At 50.9% G+C, this 17,937-nt stretch carries 15 protein-coding genes; 14 read left to right on the forward strand and 1 reads right to left on the reverse strand.

Annotated features, from left to right (window positions below):
• Positions 1–211: 211 nt before the first annotated feature.
• The 14 genes from Q4563_RS15170 to Q4563_RS15235 all read left to right on the forward strand — a co-directional run bounded on the left by Q4563_RS15170 (position 212) and on the right by Q4563_RS15235 (position 16,325).
• Entirely contained in the window at positions 212–1,816 is a 1,605-nt protein-coding gene (locus tag Q4563_RS15170; protein ID WP_303605056.1) for a sulfatase-like hydrolase/transferase, read from the forward strand.
• Positions 1,813–3,555 (forward strand): carboxylesterase/lipase family protein, encoded by a 1,743-nt coding sequence (locus tag Q4563_RS15175; RefSeq protein ID WP_303605057.1) that lies wholly within the window; start codon positions 1,813–1,815, stop codon positions 3,553–3,555. The genes Q4563_RS15170 and Q4563_RS15175 overlap by 4 nt, the downstream gene beginning before the upstream one ends.
• Before the next feature lie 16 nt (positions 3,556–3,571).
• Positions 3,572–5,857 carry a tetratricopeptide repeat protein gene (locus tag Q4563_RS15180; RefSeq protein WP_303605058.1) on the forward strand — a complete coding sequence of 762 codons (2,286 nt, stop codon included), beginning with the start codon at positions 3,572–3,574 and terminating at the stop codon, positions 5,855–5,857.
• Positions 5,858–6,371: 514 nt separating this feature from the next.
• On the forward strand, positions 6,372–6,677 hold the full coding sequence (locus Q4563_RS15185; protein ID WP_215976525.1) for a UxaA family hydrolase: 306 nt from the start codon (positions 6,372–6,374) through the stop codon (positions 6,675–6,677).
• Positions 6,674–7,867: a UxaA family hydrolase gene (locus Q4563_RS15190; protein ID WP_215976526.1), complete on the forward strand. Its 1,194-nt coding sequence runs from the start codon at positions 6,674–6,676 to the stop codon at positions 7,865–7,867. The genes Q4563_RS15185 and Q4563_RS15190 overlap by 4 nt, the downstream gene beginning before the upstream one ends.
• A gap of 61 nt (positions 7,868–7,928) precedes the next feature.
• Positions 7,929–8,960 (forward strand): aldo/keto reductase, encoded by a 1,032-nt coding sequence (locus Q4563_RS15195; RefSeq protein ID WP_303605059.1) that lies wholly within the window; start codon positions 7,929–7,931, stop codon positions 8,958–8,960.
• Positions 8,961–8,965: 5 nt separating this feature from the next.
• Complete coding sequence (locus tag Q4563_RS15200; RefSeq protein WP_303605060.1) at positions 8,966–9,793, forward strand: amidohydrolase family protein; 828 nt, start codon at positions 8,966–8,968, stop codon at positions 9,791–9,793.
• A gap of 53 nt (positions 9,794–9,846) precedes the next feature.
• On the forward strand, positions 9,847–10,620 hold the full coding sequence (locus Q4563_RS15205) for an SDR family NAD(P)-dependent oxidoreductase (protein ID WP_303605061.1): 774 nt from the start codon (positions 9,847–9,849) through the stop codon (positions 10,618–10,620).
• A gap of 110 nt (positions 10,621–10,730) precedes the next feature.
• Positions 10,731–12,083 (forward strand): L-fucose:H+ symporter permease, encoded by a 1,353-nt coding sequence (gene fucP / locus Q4563_RS15210; protein ID WP_303605062.1) that lies wholly within the window; start codon positions 10,731–10,733, stop codon positions 12,081–12,083.
• A complete protein-coding gene (locus Q4563_RS15215; protein ID WP_215976035.1) occupies positions 12,073–12,435 on the forward strand; it encodes an L-rhamnose mutarotase in 363 nt (120 codons plus the stop codon). The genes fucP and Q4563_RS15215 overlap by 11 nt, the downstream gene beginning before the upstream one ends.
• A gap of 65 nt (positions 12,436–12,500) precedes the next feature.
• On the forward strand, positions 12,501–13,349 hold the full coding sequence (locus tag Q4563_RS15220) for a fumarylacetoacetate hydrolase family protein (protein ID WP_215976036.1): 849 nt from the start codon (positions 12,501–12,503) through the stop codon (positions 13,347–13,349).
• 105 nt (positions 13,350–13,454) lie between these two features.
• Positions 13,455–14,228, forward strand: coding sequence for a (Fe-S)-binding protein (locus Q4563_RS15225; protein WP_303605063.1), 774 nt, complete (start codon positions 13,455–13,457; stop codon positions 14,226–14,228).
• 5 nt (positions 14,229–14,233) lie between these two features.
• Positions 14,234–15,679, forward strand: a complete 1,446-nt coding sequence (locus Q4563_RS15230) for a lactate utilization protein B (RefSeq protein ID WP_303605064.1) — start codon at positions 14,234–14,236, stop codon at positions 15,677–15,679.
• Entirely contained in the window at positions 15,672–16,325 is a 654-nt protein-coding gene (locus tag Q4563_RS15235) for a LutC/YkgG family protein (protein ID WP_303605065.1), read from the forward strand. The genes Q4563_RS15230 and Q4563_RS15235 overlap by 8 nt, the downstream gene beginning before the upstream one ends.
• A gap of 225 nt (positions 16,326–16,550) precedes the next feature.
• On the opposite strand, the gene Q4563_RS15240 is transcribed toward Q4563_RS15235, so the two are convergent.
• Positions 16,551–17,696 carry an AGE family epimerase/isomerase gene (locus Q4563_RS15240; RefSeq protein WP_303605066.1) on the reverse strand — a complete coding sequence of 382 codons (1,146 nt, stop codon included), beginning with the start codon at positions 17,694–17,696 and terminating at the stop codon, positions 16,551–16,553.
• Positions 17,697–17,937 lie beyond the last annotated feature (241 nt).

Consider the following 17,937-nt stretch of genomic DNA (forward strand, 5'->3'; position numbering starts at 1 on the left):
TTAGCGGTTAAAAGTTTTCGTATGTTGTTGGAAATTATTGACGCTAGAATATTTTTTAGTGCTCGATCTTATGAAATTAAGAGATAAGTTAAGACTGGCCGCTGGTGCAAGGCGGCCTTGAATGTTAATCGTAAAATGCTGGACCAATTTACTAAGAGATGTAGCTTACTTCTCTGGTTTTAATTGAATGGCGAACTTCTATGGAGTTTATATGAAGAGTTGCACCCGTTTTGTTGTGTGGGTTGTAGTTGCTTTGACTTTGGTGAGCTCGATGGCTCAGGCAGATACCTTAAAGCCGAATATTATTGTTATCTATACCGATGATCAAGGCTACGGTGATTCTAGCTATCTAAATCCCGAGTCCAAAATTAAAACCCCCAGTATTGATCGTTTGGCGACAGAGGGTATTGCCTTTACACACGGCCATAGTTCCGAGAGTGTTTGTACGCCCTCGCGTTACAGTTTGTTAACAGGGCGATATTCATGGAGAACTCATTTAAAGACCGGAGTGATGAAGGCGGAAGCAACAGGATTAATACCTGACAATAGGATGACCTTGGCGTCCATGTTGCGAGACAATGGTTATAGCACTGCGATGGTTGGTAAGTGGCATTTGGGAATGGAGTTTCCCGGTGAGTTTGGTCAGCGTGATTGGAGTAAGCCGGTAGAAGATATGCCACTCGATAAGGGGTTCGACTATTTTTATGGTATCCCTGCATCTCTTAACTATGGTGTATTGGCCTGGTTTGATGGGCGTCATGCAAAGATTCCCCCGACCCAGTTTGGTGCGAAAAGGGATAATGAGCGGCATGTCGATTACCGGATCAAGCCTCCATACTATCAATCTGTGGCAGAGCTAAAAACGCACACCGATCGTACGCCATTAGAGATTGCGCCTGACTTCATCGACAACAAAGCTCTGACGCGGTTTACCGATAAAGCCATTGAGTGGATTGACAGTAAAAAACAAGAAGCAAAAGACGGATCTCCATTTTTTGTTTATTTGCCTTACACGTCACCTCATTATCCCGTGGCGCCTCTAAAAGAGTTTTGGGGCAAAAGTGAGGTGGGCGCTTATGGTGACTTTATGATGGAAACGGATTATCACGTTGGACGGATATTGGATTATCTGAAGGAAGCTGGCTTAGATGATAATACGATGATTGTTTTCACCAGCGACAATGGACCAGAAAACTCTTGGAAGGAGCGAATCACTGAGTTTGGGCATGACAGTAGCGGGATTTTTAAAGGCGGCAAGCGAGATATTTATGAGGGCGGCCATCGCGTTCCGTTCTTTGTGCGCTGGCCAGAGGGTATTGATAGCCCTGGTCGAGATTGGGATAAGCCAGTGGGCCAGGTCGATTTGCTGGCAACTTTCTCTGAGTTGGTTAACTTCCCACTGCCAGATGACGGTGGTGAAGACAGTCAAAGCTTTGCATCACTATTAACCAACGCTAAAGCTGATTATGAGCGGGTGCCCTTGGTTCAGTCAGCCTACGGTCGTTTTTCCATTACTGAGGGCGACTGGAAACTCATTATGCCGGGTGACGGTATTGTGAATAAAGAGTTTCCTTCGAGATCAATACCGGCAACTCAACTGGAGTTGTATAACTTGACGCAGGATCCGGCCGAGACAAATAATGTGGTAAAGCAGCACCCGAAGATCGTTGCCAGCCTGCACAATCAATTAACCGAGATTGTGGTAAGTGGGCGCTCGACACCAGGTAAACCTCAGGCCAACGATACCGGTTATTGGCCTGAGCTGACTTGGATGACAGAAGAAGAATATGAAGCGGCTCACGAGCAAGTACAATGATATTTGACGCTCGAAACGGACAAGTTTTCTTGTGCGTGCTTGTCGGGTTGCTATTATTTTTACCTGCGGCTCTTGTCGCGCAGGCTGACGATATTCAAATCAGCAGTTCTGCCGGGCGTGTGAAAGGGACTATACTGAATAATACCGTGGCCTTTAAGGGAATACCTTTCGCCGCACCCCCGGTCGGAGATCGACGCTGGGCCGTACCCCAACCGATGCAAAATTGGATGGGGACTTTCAATGCTACGTTCGACCCACCTGCTTGTTTGCAACAATTAACCCCGGAGCGTCTCACTCGCGAGGAGGCTTACCAATATGCCCCACAGAGTGAGGATTGTCTGTACCTTAGTGTGTATGCTCCTCTTGATGCCATCGCGGAGGAGCGTGGTAAGTCTTTGCCGGTTTTATTTCTGATTCATAGTGGAGGCCGAACAGCGGGCTCGATGCGTAATATGAACGCGCAGATCGCAGAGTTTAATCGTCGGGGCATTGTGGTTGTCACCGCGCAATACCGGTTAGGTATTTTCAGCTTTTTTGCCCACCCGGAATTGTCGGCCGAATCTCCCCATAAGAGTTCTGGCAATTACGGCACTATGGATTTGGTGAGTGCGCTCCAATGGGTGCGGAGTCATATTGCTTCTTTTGGCGGTGACCCGAAAACCATTACCGTCTCAGGAGCCTCTGGGGGCGGGTCGGCTGTCGGTGCACTTTTGGCAACGCCGCTCGCCAAAGGTTTGTTTCAACGAGCCGCTCCTTTTTGCAGCAATGCGGCTATCAATCGCATGCACCGATTGCGTCAGCCTACGTTGGATCAACCGTCTGCAGAAACGTTGGGGGTTCGCTTTGCTCAATCGGTGCAGGCGCAATCGTTGGCAGAGCTGAGAAATATGCCCGCACGGCAATTGCAACAGCGAGTGCTGAGCTCGGGTGTGGCTAACTTTGATCCGCCTACAGGGGCAGGCGATGTGGTCGATGGCTGGGTTTTCCCCCAGTCGATTCGCGATTTACACCAAAGCGGCAAGCGTGCCGATGTGCCGGTAATGTTGGGATTTAATGCCGATGAGGTCTCGGTGTTCCATCGGGCAAGACTGGTTGACGCTGTACCTGCTAGCAGCGATGCGTATGTAAAATCCATTCGCGAACGATACGGTAATATAAGCGAGGATTTTTTACGCCTTTATCCGTCAGATGATCTATTGACTAGCGTCTATCACGCGGGACGGGACCGGGTTGCCGGTTATGGCGCAGAAACTTTGGCTCGATACTCCAGCAAGGTCTCGTCTCCAACATATTTATACTATATGGCGCACCGACCACCTTATGCCGATGAGCCGGTGGCGGGAGTCAATGTCACGAAAGGTGTTGCCCACTGTGCCGATGCCAACTATTTTTACGGTCGCTATTTGCACGCCGAGATCGGTGAGACTGGTATCACTGCTGCCGATCAAGAACTATCGCAATTGATGTTCAATTATTTAGTTAACTTTATTAAAACTGGTAAGCCGAACCAAGATGGGCTGCCGGGTTGGCCGTCGTATGATACAGGCGCTCAAGGTTATATGCGTTTTGAGCACGGAGTAGCACAGCCCTCCAACAATCTTTTACCCGGCATGTGGGAGTTGTATGAAAAGATTCGGTTGCGTGATGACGCCAGTGGTCAGTTTCGAAGCTGGCTGGGAGGCTGGGCGTCTGATAGTCTTCTACGCCGAAGTCGTGCCGCTGGGGCAGTAATAGAATGATTGTATCGAGGTTAATTTGAACCGATTCGTTAGGCGGTTAGTTCTGGGCCGGATCGGCGGCTTTATTTTGCTTCTCTTGGCTCAGCATGGCCTTTGCGCTGATGATGGGTTTGTCGGGGTTGCCACCTGTGCCGGGTGTCACAGCAACGAGTATAAGCTCTGGCAAGGGTCACATCACGATTGGGCGATGAAGCCCGCCACACCAGATTATGTGCTGGGGGATTTTGGCGATGTTACCGTAGATCACTACGGCGATAAGAGCCGTTTTTTTCGGCGTGATGATACCTTTTTAGTAGAGACGACTAATGCTAAAGGTGACACCGAAGTGTTTGAAATTGCCTATACCTTCGGCGTGGAGCCTCTGCAACAGTACTTGATCGCATTTCCCGATGGACGGCTGCAGGCGCTGAGTCTCTCCTGGGACAGTCGGCCCGAGTCCGAGGGAGGGCAGCGTTGGTTTCACCTTTATCCCGACGAACGAATTCCTCATGACGATGCGCTGCACTGGACGGGGACATACTTCAACTGGAACAGCCGGTGTGCCCATTGCCACTCGACTAATCTGGAAAAAAACTACGACGAAAAAACCAATAGCTACGACACTCGCTGGTCGGAAATTAACGTTGCCTGTGAGGCCTGCCATGGGCCCGGACAATCACACGTGGAGTGGGCTAAAAATAACACCGGCGCTGCGGCACATCAGCATTTGGGGTTTAATCGCTCGATCAGCGCTGTGAATCAGTGGCTGCACAGTGCGGACCGCGACACCGCGCAGACGACTGCGGCGGTTACTCCGGATTTGAATGGTCAGCTTTCTACCTGCGGCAGTTGTCACTCGCGCAGAATGTTGATTGACGACCCGGATAAACCCGGACATTTTTTTGATAAGCACCAGATCGAATCCTTGACGCCCCCGCTGTACCACTCGGGTGGTCAAATACGCGATGAAGTCTATGTCATGGGTTCCTTCCTGCAAAGTAAGATGTATCAGAAAGGAGTGGTGTGCTCCAATTGCCACGAGCCTCACAGTTTGAAATTGCGGGCAGAGGGTAACGCCGTCTGCGCTCAGTGTCACAAGCCGTCCGTCTTTGACACCGAAAAACACCACCATCACCCTCCCGCTAGTAGTGGGGCGCAGTGCGCTAATTGCCATATGCCGGAAACAACTTATATGGTGGTGGATCCCAGACGAGATCACAGTATACGTATTCCCAGGCCGGATCTTAGCGTCGGGCATGATACGCCCAACGCTTGCACCCAATGCCATCAAGATCAAACCAATGTCTGGGCTGCTAATGCGATGGAGAAATGGTTACAGGCGTCAAACAAAACCTTGCCGCCGCACTACGGTGAGGCCTTGGCGGTAGGGCACAGTGGCGCTGTACCGGCGCAACAGTTACTGAGCCAGCTGGCGAATAATGCCGAGCAGCCTGGCATTGTGCGGGGGACGGCGCTGTCATTGCTGTCCGGTCAATACGATAGTCAGGCATTGAAGGCGGCCCGAGCGAATCTGGGTGATGAGGATCCATTGGTGCGCCTTGGGGCGGTCAGAGTGTTGGCGATGTTACCCATCGAGCAGCGGATAGGGGATTTACTGCCGATGCTAAGCGATCCGCGAAGGGTGGTGCGTCTTGAGGCGACTAGGCTATTGCATGAAGTTGAAGATCAGCAGCTAAATAAAGAGCAGCTGTCGGTGCTGAAGCGGGCTCGGCAGGAGTATTTGGCGGTATTAAAGCACCATGCCGATACCCCGAGTGGCCAAGTCAACTTGAGCCAGTATCACGTCGCCCGAGGTCAGTACGATTCTGCTGAAAAAGCTCTGCAAAAGGCGCTGGTGCTAGCGCCATATAACTTGCCGGCAACCATGGGGCTGGCAGATTTATACCGCGTGCGGGGGCAGGATGCTAAGGGCGAGCCATTGTTGCGAGCCTTTATTAAACACAATGCAGAGATCGCGGGTATTCACCATTCGCTTGGCTTGCTGTTAATCCGGCAAAAACGCTATGAAGACGGGGTCGTTGCCTTGGCTCGCGCGGCTGAACTGGAGCCAAATAATATTCGCTTTGGGTATGTCTATGCGGTGGCATTGACCTCGCGTGGCCACTTTGGCAAGGGAGTTGACGTGCTGGAGGCGCTGTATAAGCTGCAGCCTGATAATCAGGAAGTACTCTTCGCCTTGTTGGATGCTCTGCAGCGGTCTCAACAATGGCAGAAGGCGCTCGTTTATGCCGAAAAGCTACAAAAGCTAGAGCCAGATAATCCACAAATTGATCAATTTATTCGTTATTTGCAAAGCCAATAACGCCTTGTTGAGTTGAGTCTCGCTCTTGCCGGTCAAGGGCGTCAACTCGTTGACCGGGTATGTGCTATTGCTAAAGAGTTAGAAACACGATAGATAATAGTGGAATCCCTGTAGGGTTATTATTAATAGCAAACATCTCGGTATGGCCCGTATCGGAGATGTTTGAGGTCGGGCGCAAGCATGCTGGTATTTGACGTGCGGTTGCCGATCGTGTCGTGGGCTCTATCGGCCGTACACTCCTGTCTCGTGCTCTTAAGCCGCTCTAGCTGTGTCCTGGGTGAGCCATTTCTGACCAAACTTTTTGCCAGTACTGTTCCATTGAGTAATTAAGCGCGTATTGCGCGTTTAACGGTGTGGGCTTGGGTTGAGCTCCGTCCTGCCTTAACTGGCAAGTGATTAAGGTCAGGCGGTTTCAGCGGGTAATCCTTGTGTGCTTTGTTGTCTTTTATTAATAAAAATATTATACTCGAAGCCAATCTATGGAAGCTGTAAAAATATCGTGGATAGAGTGGATATGAATGACAGGCGATTAGTTCTGGTGAACGAAAATGACAATGTGCTGGTGTGTTGCGGCCAAGTTGGGGCGGGAGAGACCGTCGTTCTTGAAGGTGAGAGCCTCATCATGGGTGTCGATATCCATGTCGGCCACAAAGTGGCGCGCCGAGCGATTGGTAAGGGCGAAAAAATCTTTCGTTATGGGGCCCCCATCGGCTCCGCCACGGTCGATATTGCCTTTGGCGAGCATGTGCACATGCACAATATAAAAAGTGATTACATCCCCAGCCACACGCGGGAGAAAAAAATGGAGGTGGGTCAATGAAGGGCTACTTACGGGCCGACGGCCGCAAGGGCATTCGCAATATTGTCGTGGTCGTTTATCTAGTGGAGTGTGCCCATCACGTCGCGCGCGCGGTGGTCAGTCGTGCTAATTCCGACGCGGTACAACTGATAGGCTTTCCCGGCTGTTTTCCTAATGAGTACTCGCTCACCATGATGGAGCGTTTATGCACCCACCCTAACATCGGTGGCGTGGTACTTGTTTCGCTCGGGTGTGAAGGTTTTAACCGTGAACGGTTGAGCAAAACAATTGCAGACAGTGGTCGCCCCGTTCGCACCTTGGTGATTCAGGAATCCGGCGGTACCCGGCGAACCATTGAATCCGGCCTGGAGGCTGTGGAAGCGACGCAGCGTGAAATAGCCGCTACGCCGATGGTGGATATGGGCGTAGCGGAGCTCGTCGTCGGTACGATTTGCGGTGGCTCGGACGGTACCAGTGGTATCAGTGCGAATCCGGCGGTAGGGCGTAGCTTCGACACTCTTGTTGAACAAGGGGCAGCCTGTATTTTTGAGGAAACCGGCGAGCTGATTGGTTGTGAGCAAGTGATGGCAGATCGTGCCGCCACACCTGAGCTGGGCCAGGAGATATTGGCGGCCGTAGAAAAAGCAGAGAATTATTACCGGGTGATGGGGTATGGCAGTTTCGCCCCTGGCAATGCCGAGGGCGGGCTGACCACGCAGGAAGAAAAATCGCTAGGAGCTTATGCTAAATCCGGCGCATCGAAAATTCACGGGCTGATTAAACCCGGTGATGTTGTCACCCAGGGCGGGCTCTACTTGCTGGACGTGGTTCCTGATGGCGAGCCCCGATTCGGCTTTCCCAACATCGTCGATAATGCCGAAATTGTCGAGCTGATAGCCTCCGGCTCTCATCTTGTTCTGTTTACCACCGGGCGCGGATCTGTCGTGGGTTCGGCGATTTCTCCGGTCATTAAAGTGTGTGCCAATCCGGAAACGTACCAGAAACTGGCCGATGATATGGACGTCAACGCCGGTAAGATCATAGACGGTGAGGGCACTGTGAACAGTGTTGGTGAGGAAATTTTTGAGTTGGTGTGTAAAGTGGCGGATGGTGAGAAAACCAAGTCCGAAGAGTTAGGGCATCAGGAGTTTGTCCTGACCTATAAACAGTTTGAGCCTACCGGACCTGCCTGCCTACCGGTGTCGCGCTAAATAGGGACTAACGGCAGAGAAGGCTAAGAGCAAACTGAAGAACGAGAGGCGATAGAAGACCATGGCGATAAATAAACGACAAATTGGTGCAACCTCGCTAGCAGTGACAGAGCTGGGATTTGGCGCGGCTACCTTGGGTAATCTCTATCAACCCATGTCCGATGAAAGCGCCCGCGCCGCGATCGATAAAGCTCTGGAGTTAGGGCTCAATCAATTCGATACAGCTCCCTTTTACGGTTTTGGTCTGAGTGAGCGTCGGGTGGGGGATGCCTTGCGCGCGCACGCCGCTTCTGACTATGTGCTCTCCACCAAAGTGGGGCGGCTGTTACAACCGTGCGGTAAGGCCGAGGATAAATACGGCTTCTGCTCCCCCATGCCGTTTGAGCCGGGGTACGACTATTCTTATGACGGCATTATGCGTTCGTTTGAGCACAGTATTCAGCGCCTCGGTTTGCCCAAGATCGATATCCTTTACATGCACGATATTGGCCGGGTAACCCACGGTGATGATCACGATCGGTTGTTTCGGATTGCGATGGAAGGTGGCTACAAGGCGATGGATGAGTTGCGCTCGCAAGGCCTGGTGAGCGCCATAGGCTTGGGTGTCAACGAATATGAAGTCTGCGAACAGGCGATGGACCACGGTGATTTCGACTGCTTTTTACTAGCGGGTCGCTACACACTGTTGGAGCAGCAGGCGTTGGATACCTTTTTGCCGCGCTGTGTAGAGCGCAATACCTCCATCGTCCTTGGCGGGCCATACAACTCGGGGATATTGGCAACGGGCGTGAAGCGCGCCGGCGTAGTGCCCCACTATAATTATCAGCCGGCCTCGGCGGAGATCATTAACCGAGTGGAGCGTATCGAGTCCCTGTGTAACGAATTTGAGGTTCCGCTCACCGCAGCCGCACTGCAGTTTCCTTTAGCACACCCAGCGGTCGCTAGTGTAATTCCTGGCTTGAGCGCGCCGCGCCGCGTCGAGACTAGCGTTGCCGATATGCAATGTAACATTCCCGTCGCCTTCTGGGCGGCACTTAAAGACGCTGGGTTGTTGCATCCATCGGCGCCTATACCCCAATCGCCCCAGGGTTAAACCTTATGCTGCGTATCGATGCACACCAACATGTTTGGCAGCTTAACCGAGGCGATTACCATTGGTTAACGCCCGAGCTAACGCCGCTATACCGCGACTTTCTTGCGCGGGATCTACAACCGCTGCTGGAAAGAGCGGGTGTCAGTAAGACGGTATTGGTACAGGCGGCCGCCAGTGTGGAAGAGACTGAATATATGCTGGATCTGGCTGAGACGACCGACTTTATTGCCGGGGTCGTGGGTTGGGTGGATATGGAGCAAAAAGGTTCGGTCGAGACGCTTGAGCGCCTGGCGAGCCACTCGGCGTTGAAAGGTATTCGTCCGATGATTCAGGACATTGTCGACCCGAGGTGGATGCTCAAACCCGAGCTGGACGCGATTTTCTCGGTGCTTATTGAGCGGGGGCTGAGCTTTGATGCGTTGATCACACCGTCACATCTGGACGCATTGGAGGTGCTGTTGGGGCGTTATCCACAGCTGAAAGTCGTTATTGACCACGCCGCCAAGCCGAATATTGCCTGCGGAATGGACGAGCCGTGGCGCAAGAAAATCTCCCGTATTGCGGCAAACAGCCATGCTTATTGTAAGTTGTCCGGCCTGATTACCGAAGCCGGTGAGCACGGCTCGTTTGATGACCTGACGCCCTACTTGTCACATCTGCTTAGCTCGTTTGGTGCAGATCGATTGATGTGGGGAAGCGACTGGCCGGTTCTGACCTTGGCGGCCAGTTATGACGATTGGGTCGGTGCCAGCGAGGCTTTTATTGGCCGGCTCGATGATGCGCAACAAGCGGCTATCTGGGGAAAGACGGCGCAAGCTTTCTACAACCTATAGCTCGGAAATTGAATAACTTAGTCTTGAAGAGTATGAGTGAGGACCTGACAGCGATGCAAAAAATGATCGGAAAGACCGCATTAGTCACTGGTGGCGGAAGTGGTATCGGCGCCAGTGTTTGTTTGCGACTGGCGGCCGAAGGGGCGCATATTCTGGTATTGGATTTGAACGACGAAACCGCCCAGAGCACGGCCGAGCGCATTCAGTCAGCGGGAGGGACGGCGACCGCCTACGCCTGTGACATTGCTGATCACGCACAGGTAGCTGAACGCTTTGCAGAGATACAGAAAGACACGCCTATTGATATCTTGATCAACAATGCTGGCATCGGCCACGTAGGCAATTTGGAAGCCACAACCGAAGAGGATTTAGATCGTTTATATCGCGTCAATGTCAAAGGTGTTTTCAACGCGACTCAGGCGGTCATCGGAGGAATGAAAGAGCGTCGCAGCGGCGTGATTGTAAACATGGCCTCTATTGCGTCATCGGTAGGCATTGCCGACCGGTTTGCCTACTCAATGACCAAGGGCGCGGTTCTGACAATGACGTACTCGGTGGCGCGCGATTATATCGATCACGGTATTCGCTGCAATTGCATCGCACCAGGGCGGGTTCACACCCCGTTTGTCGATGACTATCTGGAAAAAAATTACCCCGATACCAAAACCGAAATGTTCGAGAAGCTGTCAAAAAGTCAGCCAATAGGGCGTATGGGAAAACCGGATGAAATAGCGGGGTTGGTGGCTTATCTTTGTTCGGATGAGGCCGCTTTTATTACCGGCTCTAACTTTCCAATCGATGGGGGATTTGTGACGCTCAATAATTAAGATCGGAGTTTCGACCGGCCCTTCTGAAAGAAGGTGTACCTGTCATATAGTATAAACTCCGAGAGCTCCCTTGCGAAAAATCAATAAAATTAATAAAGAAGGTTTACGTGATGACAACCCTTGAAAGCACGGCCGCCCCGCGGCCGCAAAGTAACAGTGAAAAGCAACCGGCTCTGATCCCGGCTGCATTCCTTATACCGTTTATATTGATTACTTGTTGCTTTGCACTTTGGGGGTTTGCTAACGATATAACGAATCCGATGGTGGCCGCATTTCAGAAAATATTTCTGACGGGAGCTACCGAAGCCACTTGGGTTCAGGTCGCCTTCTACGGCGGGTATGGCGCCATGGCCTTTCCCGCAGCACTTTTTATTCGCAAGTACTCCTACAAGGCGGGTATTTTGATGGGGCTCTTCCTTTACGCAATCGGAGGCCTTTTGTTTATCCCGGCCAGTTCGGTCGGTGAGTTCTTTCCGTTTTTGGTGGCTTACTTTGTCATTACATGCGGTCTGTCTTTTTTGGAAACCACAGCCAATCCTTATATTCTCTCGATGGGGCCGGCAGAGACCGCTACACGCCGATTGAACTTGGCCCAAGCGTTCAATCCTATCGGTTCACTTATCGGGATGTACACCGCGTCTCAAGTGATTTTGGCCAACCTCGATGCCCGGGGAAAGGCCGAGCGGGAACTGCTGAGCATGGCCGAGCTTGATACGGTTAAAGCGGCTGATTTGGCAGTCGTCAGTCAGCCGTATGTCATGATTGGTGTTGTGATTGCGCTGATGTTTGTTTTGATTGCCTTTATCAAAATGCCCGTCGGTAAACCGCCTGAAGCGAGAGATGTGAGTCTTGCCGCTATATTTGGTCGCCTTCGTCACTCGAAAAGCTATAGGGAAGGTGTGGTTGCGCAAATGTTCTATGTGGGGGCGCAAATTATGTGCTGGACGTTCATTATTCACTACGGTACCGATGTGTTTATGGCGCGCGGCATGGGGGAAAAAGCAGCGCAGGTTTTGTCCCAGCAGTACAACATTGTTGCCATGATTATTTTCTGCGCCAGTCGTTTTATCTGCACGTTCTTTTTGAAATTTATTCACCCGGGCACGCTCTTAATGACCTTGGCTTGTGGTGGTATGGCGTTGTCAGTCGGCACTATTATGTTAGGTGGCGTGGCCGGGCTCTATTGTTTGGTACTGATATCGGCTTGTATGTCGTTGATGTTTCCTACCATCTACGCGATTGCCTTAAAGGGGCTCGACGGTGACGACGCCAAGTTTGCCGCCGCGGGCTTGATTATGGCAATAGTTGGTGGAACCTTTTTACCCATGTTGCAGGCGGGTGTCATAGACACCTGGTCGTTGGGTTTAGTGAGTGCAGTGCAAGCCTCATTTGCTTTGCCACTGCTGTGTTTTGTGGTGATTGCCACCTACGGTTATCGAACGGTGAAATTTTATGACAGCTGAATATGCAAGCAATGGTGTAAGGCGATACTGTCTGGCGCTGGATTTAAAAGATGATCCCGCTTTAATTGAGCGCTATAGAGAGTTTCACCAACCGGAAAATGTCTGGCCTGAGGTCAAACAGAGCATCAAAGACTCCGGAATTTTGGATATGAAAATTTATTTGCTGGGCAATCGCTTGGTGATGGTGATGGAAGTGGATAACGAATTTTCCTTTGCAGCCAAGGCGGCAGCTGATCAGAGCAACGCTAAGGTACGGGAGTGGGAGCAGCTGATGGACACGTTTCAGCAAGCTGTGCCCTGGGCAAAGGCGGGTGAGAAGTGGGTGCCTATGGAGCCCATCTTTTCGTTGTAATTTGTCCCCGGGCGCGACACCTCGGTGAGCGCTCGGGTGTTAAAAGTGAACCAGAGGTACTGACGATGAAATTATTACGATTTGGCCAAGTGGGTCAGGAAAAACCAGGATTACTGGATGAAGAAGGCAATATTCGCGACTTATCCGGCCATATTGATGAGATAGACGGCAACTTTCTCAGTGGCGATCAGTTCGCCAAAGTTCGCAACCTGGATGCCAGCAGCCTGCCCAAGGTAGAGGATGGCACTCGCATTGCTGAGCCCGTTGCCGGCGTCGGCAAGTTTATCTGTGTGGGGTTGAATTACGCGGATCATGCCCAGGAGTCGGGTATGGATGTGCCACCCGAGCCGGTGCTTTTTATGAAGGCAACCTCTGCGATTAGTGGTCCTTATGATCAGGTAGAGTTACCGCCTGAATCTAAAAAGAGCGATTGGGAAGTTGAGCTCGGTGTTGTGATTGGAAAAGAGGCTAAGTACGTCTCTGAAGCCGATGCCATGGATTATGTGGCGGGTTTTTGTTTGATCAATGATCTGTCTGAGCGTGAATATCAGCTGGAAAAGGCAGGGCAGTGGGTGAAGGGTAAAAGCTGCGATACCTTTGGTCCGACCGGCCCCTATCTGGTCACACCTGATGAGGTAGGTGACTTTAATAATTTGAATGTTTGGCTCGAGTTAAATGGCGAACGAGTTCAGGATGGCAGTACCGAGACCATGGTATACAAAGTGCCATTTCTTGTGCATTACATCAGCCAATTTATGAGTCTGCAGCCCGGCGATATTATCAGTACGGGTACCCCGCCTGGGGTTGGCTTGGGTATGAAACCGCCGAAATTTTTACAAGAAGGCGATGTTATGCGTTTGGGTATCGATAATCTTGGCGAGCAGCGCCAGGAAGTTATTCGCTATTCCAAGTAACACTGTGCACGGTAAATGGCGAGGATGGATGCTGCGGTTTGCGGCTCCTTCCTCCCTGTTATTTGGTGGGCGTCTACACGCCATTTCAACTTCGGAGAGATAACGGTGACCGAAACAACGAGCTCGATACAGGTCGCTTTGTATGTCACGTGCTTGGTCGATGTTATGCGTCCCAGCGTTGGTTTTGCAGCGATTAAGTTATTGCAAAACGCGGGCTGCGATGTGATCGTCCCCAAGCAGCAAACCTGTTGTGGTCAGCCAGGGTACAACAGCGGTGATGAAGTGGCGGCAAAAGCGCTTGCGCAACAAGTCATTGAAACCTTTGAGTCCTACGACTATGTGGTGGCACCCTCGGGCTCGTGTGCCGGGATGATTAAAGACCACTACCCTAAGTTGTTCTCGAAAGATGCCGAGTGGCATTCGCGTGCGCTAGCCCTCGCCAAAAATACTCATGAGTTGACCAGTTTTCTTGTCGATGAGCTCGGTGTGCAAACACTGGATGCGCACTTTGAAGGTAGCGTTTGTTATCACGACAGTTGCGCCGGTTTGAGAGAGCTCAATGTCAAAGCACAGCCTCGTCAATTATTGAGCAGCGTAAAGGGACTTAGCTTGCAAGAAATGAAGGGGGAAGAGGAGTGTTGCGGTTTTGGTGGGTTGTTTTGTGTCAAGTATTCCGATATTTCCAACACTATGGTCAGTCGCAAGTTAGACAACATCGAGCGCAGCGGTGCGGATACCCTTTTGGCTGGCGATCTAGGTTGCCTGTTGAATATGGCGGGCAAAATGACACGAGAGGGTAGCACCGTTAAGGCCAGGCACGTGGCAGAAGTCTTGGCGGGTATGACCGACTTGCCTGCCATCGGTGAAGGTGAGGGCTAACGGTTATGTCATCGAGTTGTAGCTCCTTTAAACAAAATGCGGCTGTTGCCATTCATGATCCCAAGCTTCAAGGGGCGCTGGGTAAACTGGGTGACGGTTTACAGGCACGGCGGGCTGCCGCGGTTGTGCAGCTGCCGGAATTTGACGCGCTGCGTAACGATGCTCAACGCATTAAGCGTCAGGTGATGGCGGATTTGGATAGTTACCTGGAACAGTTCGAATCGAAGGTGCTCGAGCAAGGCGGGCAAGTACACTGGGCCAGTACGGCCGATGATGCACGCAATGCAGTGCTGGACATTTGCCAAAAGGTTGGCGCAAAAACGGTTACCAAAGGTAAGTCGATGGTGACCGAAGAGCTAGAGCTTAATAACTTTCTTGCCGATAACGGTATAGAGCCGGTCGAAACCGATCTGGGCGAATATATCCTGCAGTTGCGCAAAGAAGCCCCGAGCCACATTGTGGTGCCGGCAGTTCACCTTCAGCAGGATGATATTGCCAAGACCTTCGTCAAGTCTCACGCGCAACTTGATCCAGCCCGCGACCTAACGGAACCTGAGCGTTTAGTGGGCGAGGCACGGGAGGCATTGCGAGAGCGATTCTTTGCGGCGGATGTAGGCATTACCGGTGCCAACTATATGGTGGCTGAGACCGGTTCCACCGTTATCGTTACGAACGAAGGTAATGGCGATTTAACTCAGACCCTACCCAAGGTTCATGTGGTTGTGACAACCATAGAGCGGGTGATTCCCACCTTGGAAGATCTTTCGACGTTTTTGCGGCTGTTGCCACGTTCGGCGACCGGACAGGAAGCAACGGCGTATGTGACCTTGTCTTCCGGGCCAAAACGCGAAGACGACTGGCACGGCCCGCAAGAATTTCATGTGGTGATACTGGACGGCGGCCGCAGTGAATTATTGGGCAGCGAAAACCAGGACGTACTGAATTGTATCCGCTGTGGTGCGTGCATGAATCACTGTCCGGTTTATGGTGCGGTCGGTGGACATGCCTATGGTTGGGTATACCCGGGGCCCATCGGTTCGGCGTTAACCCCAGCGCTTATCGGGGTAGAGAAATCTTCAGCATTGCCTAATGCCTCGACTTTTTGTGGCCGGTGTGTGGAAGTCTGTCCGGTAAAAATTCCGCTAACTGACATTATGCGCCGCTGGCGGGTGGAGGAGCAGACGAAAAAACTGACGTCTCCGTTTCAGCGCGCCGGCTTGAGTGCTTGGGCTTGGCTGGCAACACGCCCCGGACTCTATCAAGCGCTTACCGGCTTGACGGCGTGGGGAATGAAGGTCGTTGGCCGGCGTCGAGGCGGTCTGACCCGCTTACCCTTCGCCAGCGGTTGGACGCAATATCGAAATTTTCCCACCCCAGAGGGAAAAACTTTTCATGCCCAATTGAAACAGAAAGCCAAGACTAAGGAGAATCTGGGAGTGCGCTATGAGTAACGCTCGCAAGAAAATATTTGCGGCTATTGCCCGTAACAAGAAACCTATGCAAGATGCTGCAGAAAAATCGGAAAACTTGATTGCTCGGGTAGAGGTCAACACGATTCCCGCGCGGGGTAATCTTTCTGGTGTGGCGATGGTCGAGGAGTTTGAAAAAAGAGTTCTGGCTAGCGCTGCTTCCATAGAATACGTCTCCAGTAATAAAGATGTACCTGAGGCGATAGTTCGCTACCTAGCCAAGCACCAGTTGCCAAACGTTTGTTTCGCTAACGGTAAGGCTGGACAATTTGCCTGGTCGAGAGTGCCGGAGCTTGATGTCCGCACGACGATAGGAAATGTCAATTCCCCGGTCGTGGTTACAGAAGCCTTCCGGGGAATTGCAGAAACAGGCAGTCTGGTTCTGATTTCACAGCCGGGTCATTCTTCAGCCAGTCATTTCTTGCCAGAGTATTTAATTATTATTCTGCCGTACAACAATATCCTACCTTCACAGGAATCGGTATGGGAAGATCTTCGACAGCGTTCGGGGGATATCCCTCGCACCGTTAATCTGGTTACCGGTCCTTCACGTACCGGAGATATAGAACAAAAAATGGTACTCGGTGCACATGGCCCCAGGCAGGTGCATTTAGTGGTAGTAAAATAGCTACCATTAAATATTTTTTAGTAAGTTTTTTATATTAACGGATGCCACCGCTTTAAATTTCAACAGCCTGCTAGTGCACCTTCATACATAGAAGGTGGCACTTGAGAGAAAAAGCGAGCCTCAGAGGATGCATGGCGGGCGTCGGGAAATACAACGCCAGCTGAGTAGCGACCTATGCTTGGTATATCAGTGGTATATAACCAATCTTTTCTTGGCGAGATTAGATCAATTTTTGTTTAATACCCTGGTGCGCAGTTCATTCGCCAGGGCACAGTAATGATATAAAGTGCTGGCCGGACAGCGGTCGCTGAGTACGTTATTGTTTTCATCCCGCTGATCTATATACCCACCTGGAAATTCAGCCTGTAGGTAAGAGGAAAACATACAATGTAGTGCGGAGTTCATGACAGCGTTGGCATTGGGGTCGCCTCTTGTGTGCATGACGAGTGCGGCTTTAATAAGCTCTGTTAACCCCCAGCTTCTCATGGTGGCCTGGTGGATCTTTCCAAAACAGTTCACCTCGTCATACACCAGTCCGTTCGGCGCCAGGCCGATTTCCAAGCCTTTATTAAACAAAGGCTGAATTATATGGTCCACTTTCGTTCCAGAAATACGTGAATACCAATCAAGTAGCCAAACCCACTCAAACATATGTCCGGGTTCGATGGCTGCTTGCTCTACTGAGTGAGCTAGAGTCCAATCATTGTTAAAAAATTCAAACACCACATTGAGGTCTGAGTCGTAAAAGTAGCGTTCGAAAAGCAGGAAAATATCATTGGCACGAGTCAGCCAATACATATCATTGGTTGACTCGTATAGGCTCATAAAGGCTTCAAATAAATGCATGTGAGGGTTCTGACGGCGAACAGTGTATCGATTGCCGCCTTCGTTCCAGCCGCCGTGTTCAGATTTCATTTTTTCGTCCAAAAATCTTGATAGGGCGTGAGCTTTATCTGAAAATCCATTATCGCCAAATGCATTGATGCAGGCAGAGTAAGCGAGAAAAAAGAATGCTTGGTCGTATAAGTCTTCTTCAGTGTCCTTGGGTGAAAAATCAGCGTTTAAAAGATGATAAAAACCACCACCTGATACAAGGTGACTGGCATGATTCTCCGAGAACTCTAGGAGACGAGTGGTCGTATTTTCCGCATTAATCCACCCGGCTTTCGTCGCCATGGCATAGCAAAAAGTTTGTCGTGCTTGAACTCTAACTCTAATATTACTGAGATCATCGACTTCACCCGCCATGGTAAGAGCTTCATAGTGAGCGCCATTTTGTCTGTTAATGCCACTGGTTAGCCATTTAGGTAAAGCTTCACGGTATAACCAATTTTCAAAGCGAGCCGAAAGCTCCACAATCTCTGAGTTCATATAACCTTACTCATAAATTCAATTCAATATTTCAAGTGTGCTGGGTTAGTAGCCCATCTCATCACACTATATTTTTCTGTAAAATCTGCCGGTCATAGAATGTAAAGCTTCATTATCTTGAAACCTTACACCTCGATTTATTACATTAATAAAATTTCCCTAAGATGTGCCAGAGAAAAAAAGGGTGCTCGTAAGCACCCGAAGGTTTGGGCTGAGAGAGAGCACCCGATACTAGTTTTAG

Source organism: Gilvimarinus sp. 1_MG-2023, from assembly GCF_030548285.1.

Coding starts and splice junctions, on each gene's coding strand:
- Q4563_RS15190 (WP_215976526.1), top strand. CDS start 6,674: ATGAAGGGCTACTTACGGGCCGACGGCCGCAAGGGCATTCGCAATATT.
- Q4563_RS15170 (WP_303605056.1), top strand. CDS start 212: ATGAAGAGTTGCACCCGTTTTGTTGTGTGGGTTGTAGTTGCTTTGACT.
- Q4563_RS15195 (WP_303605059.1), top strand. CDS start 7,929: ATGGCGATAAATAAACGACAAATTGGTGCAACCTCGCTAGCAGTGACA.
- Q4563_RS15220 (WP_215976036.1), top strand. CDS start 12,501: ATGAAATTATTACGATTTGGCCAAGTGGGTCAGGAAAAACCAGGATTA.
- Q4563_RS15185 (WP_215976525.1), top strand. CDS start 6,372: ATGAATGACAGGCGATTAGTTCTGGTGAACGAAAATGACAATGTGCTG.
- Q4563_RS15230 (WP_303605064.1), top strand. CDS start 14,234: ATGTCATCGAGTTGTAGCTCCTTTAAACAAAATGCGGCTGTTGCCATT.
- Q4563_RS15175 (WP_303605057.1), top strand. CDS start 1,813: ATGATATTTGACGCTCGAAACGGACAAGTTTTCTTGTGCGTGCTTGTC.
- Q4563_RS15235 (WP_303605065.1), top strand. CDS start 15,672: ATGAGTAACGCTCGCAAGAAAATATTTGCGGCTATTGCCCGTAACAAG.
- fucP (WP_303605062.1), top strand. CDS start 10,731: ATGACAACCCTTGAAAGCACGGCCGCCCCGCGGCCGCAAAGTAACAGT.
- Q4563_RS15215 (WP_215976035.1), top strand. CDS start 12,073: ATGACAGCTGAATATGCAAGCAATGGTGTAAGGCGATACTGTCTGGCG.
- Q4563_RS15205 (WP_303605061.1), top strand. CDS start 9,847: ATGCAAAAAATGATCGGAAAGACCGCATTAGTCACTGGTGGCGGAAGT.
- Q4563_RS15200 (WP_303605060.1), top strand. CDS start 8,966: ATGCTGCGTATCGATGCACACCAACATGTTTGGCAGCTTAACCGAGGC.
- Q4563_RS15240 (WP_303605066.1), bottom strand. CDS start 17,696: ATGAACTCAGAGATTGTGGAGCTTTCGGCTCGCTTTGAAAATTGGTTA.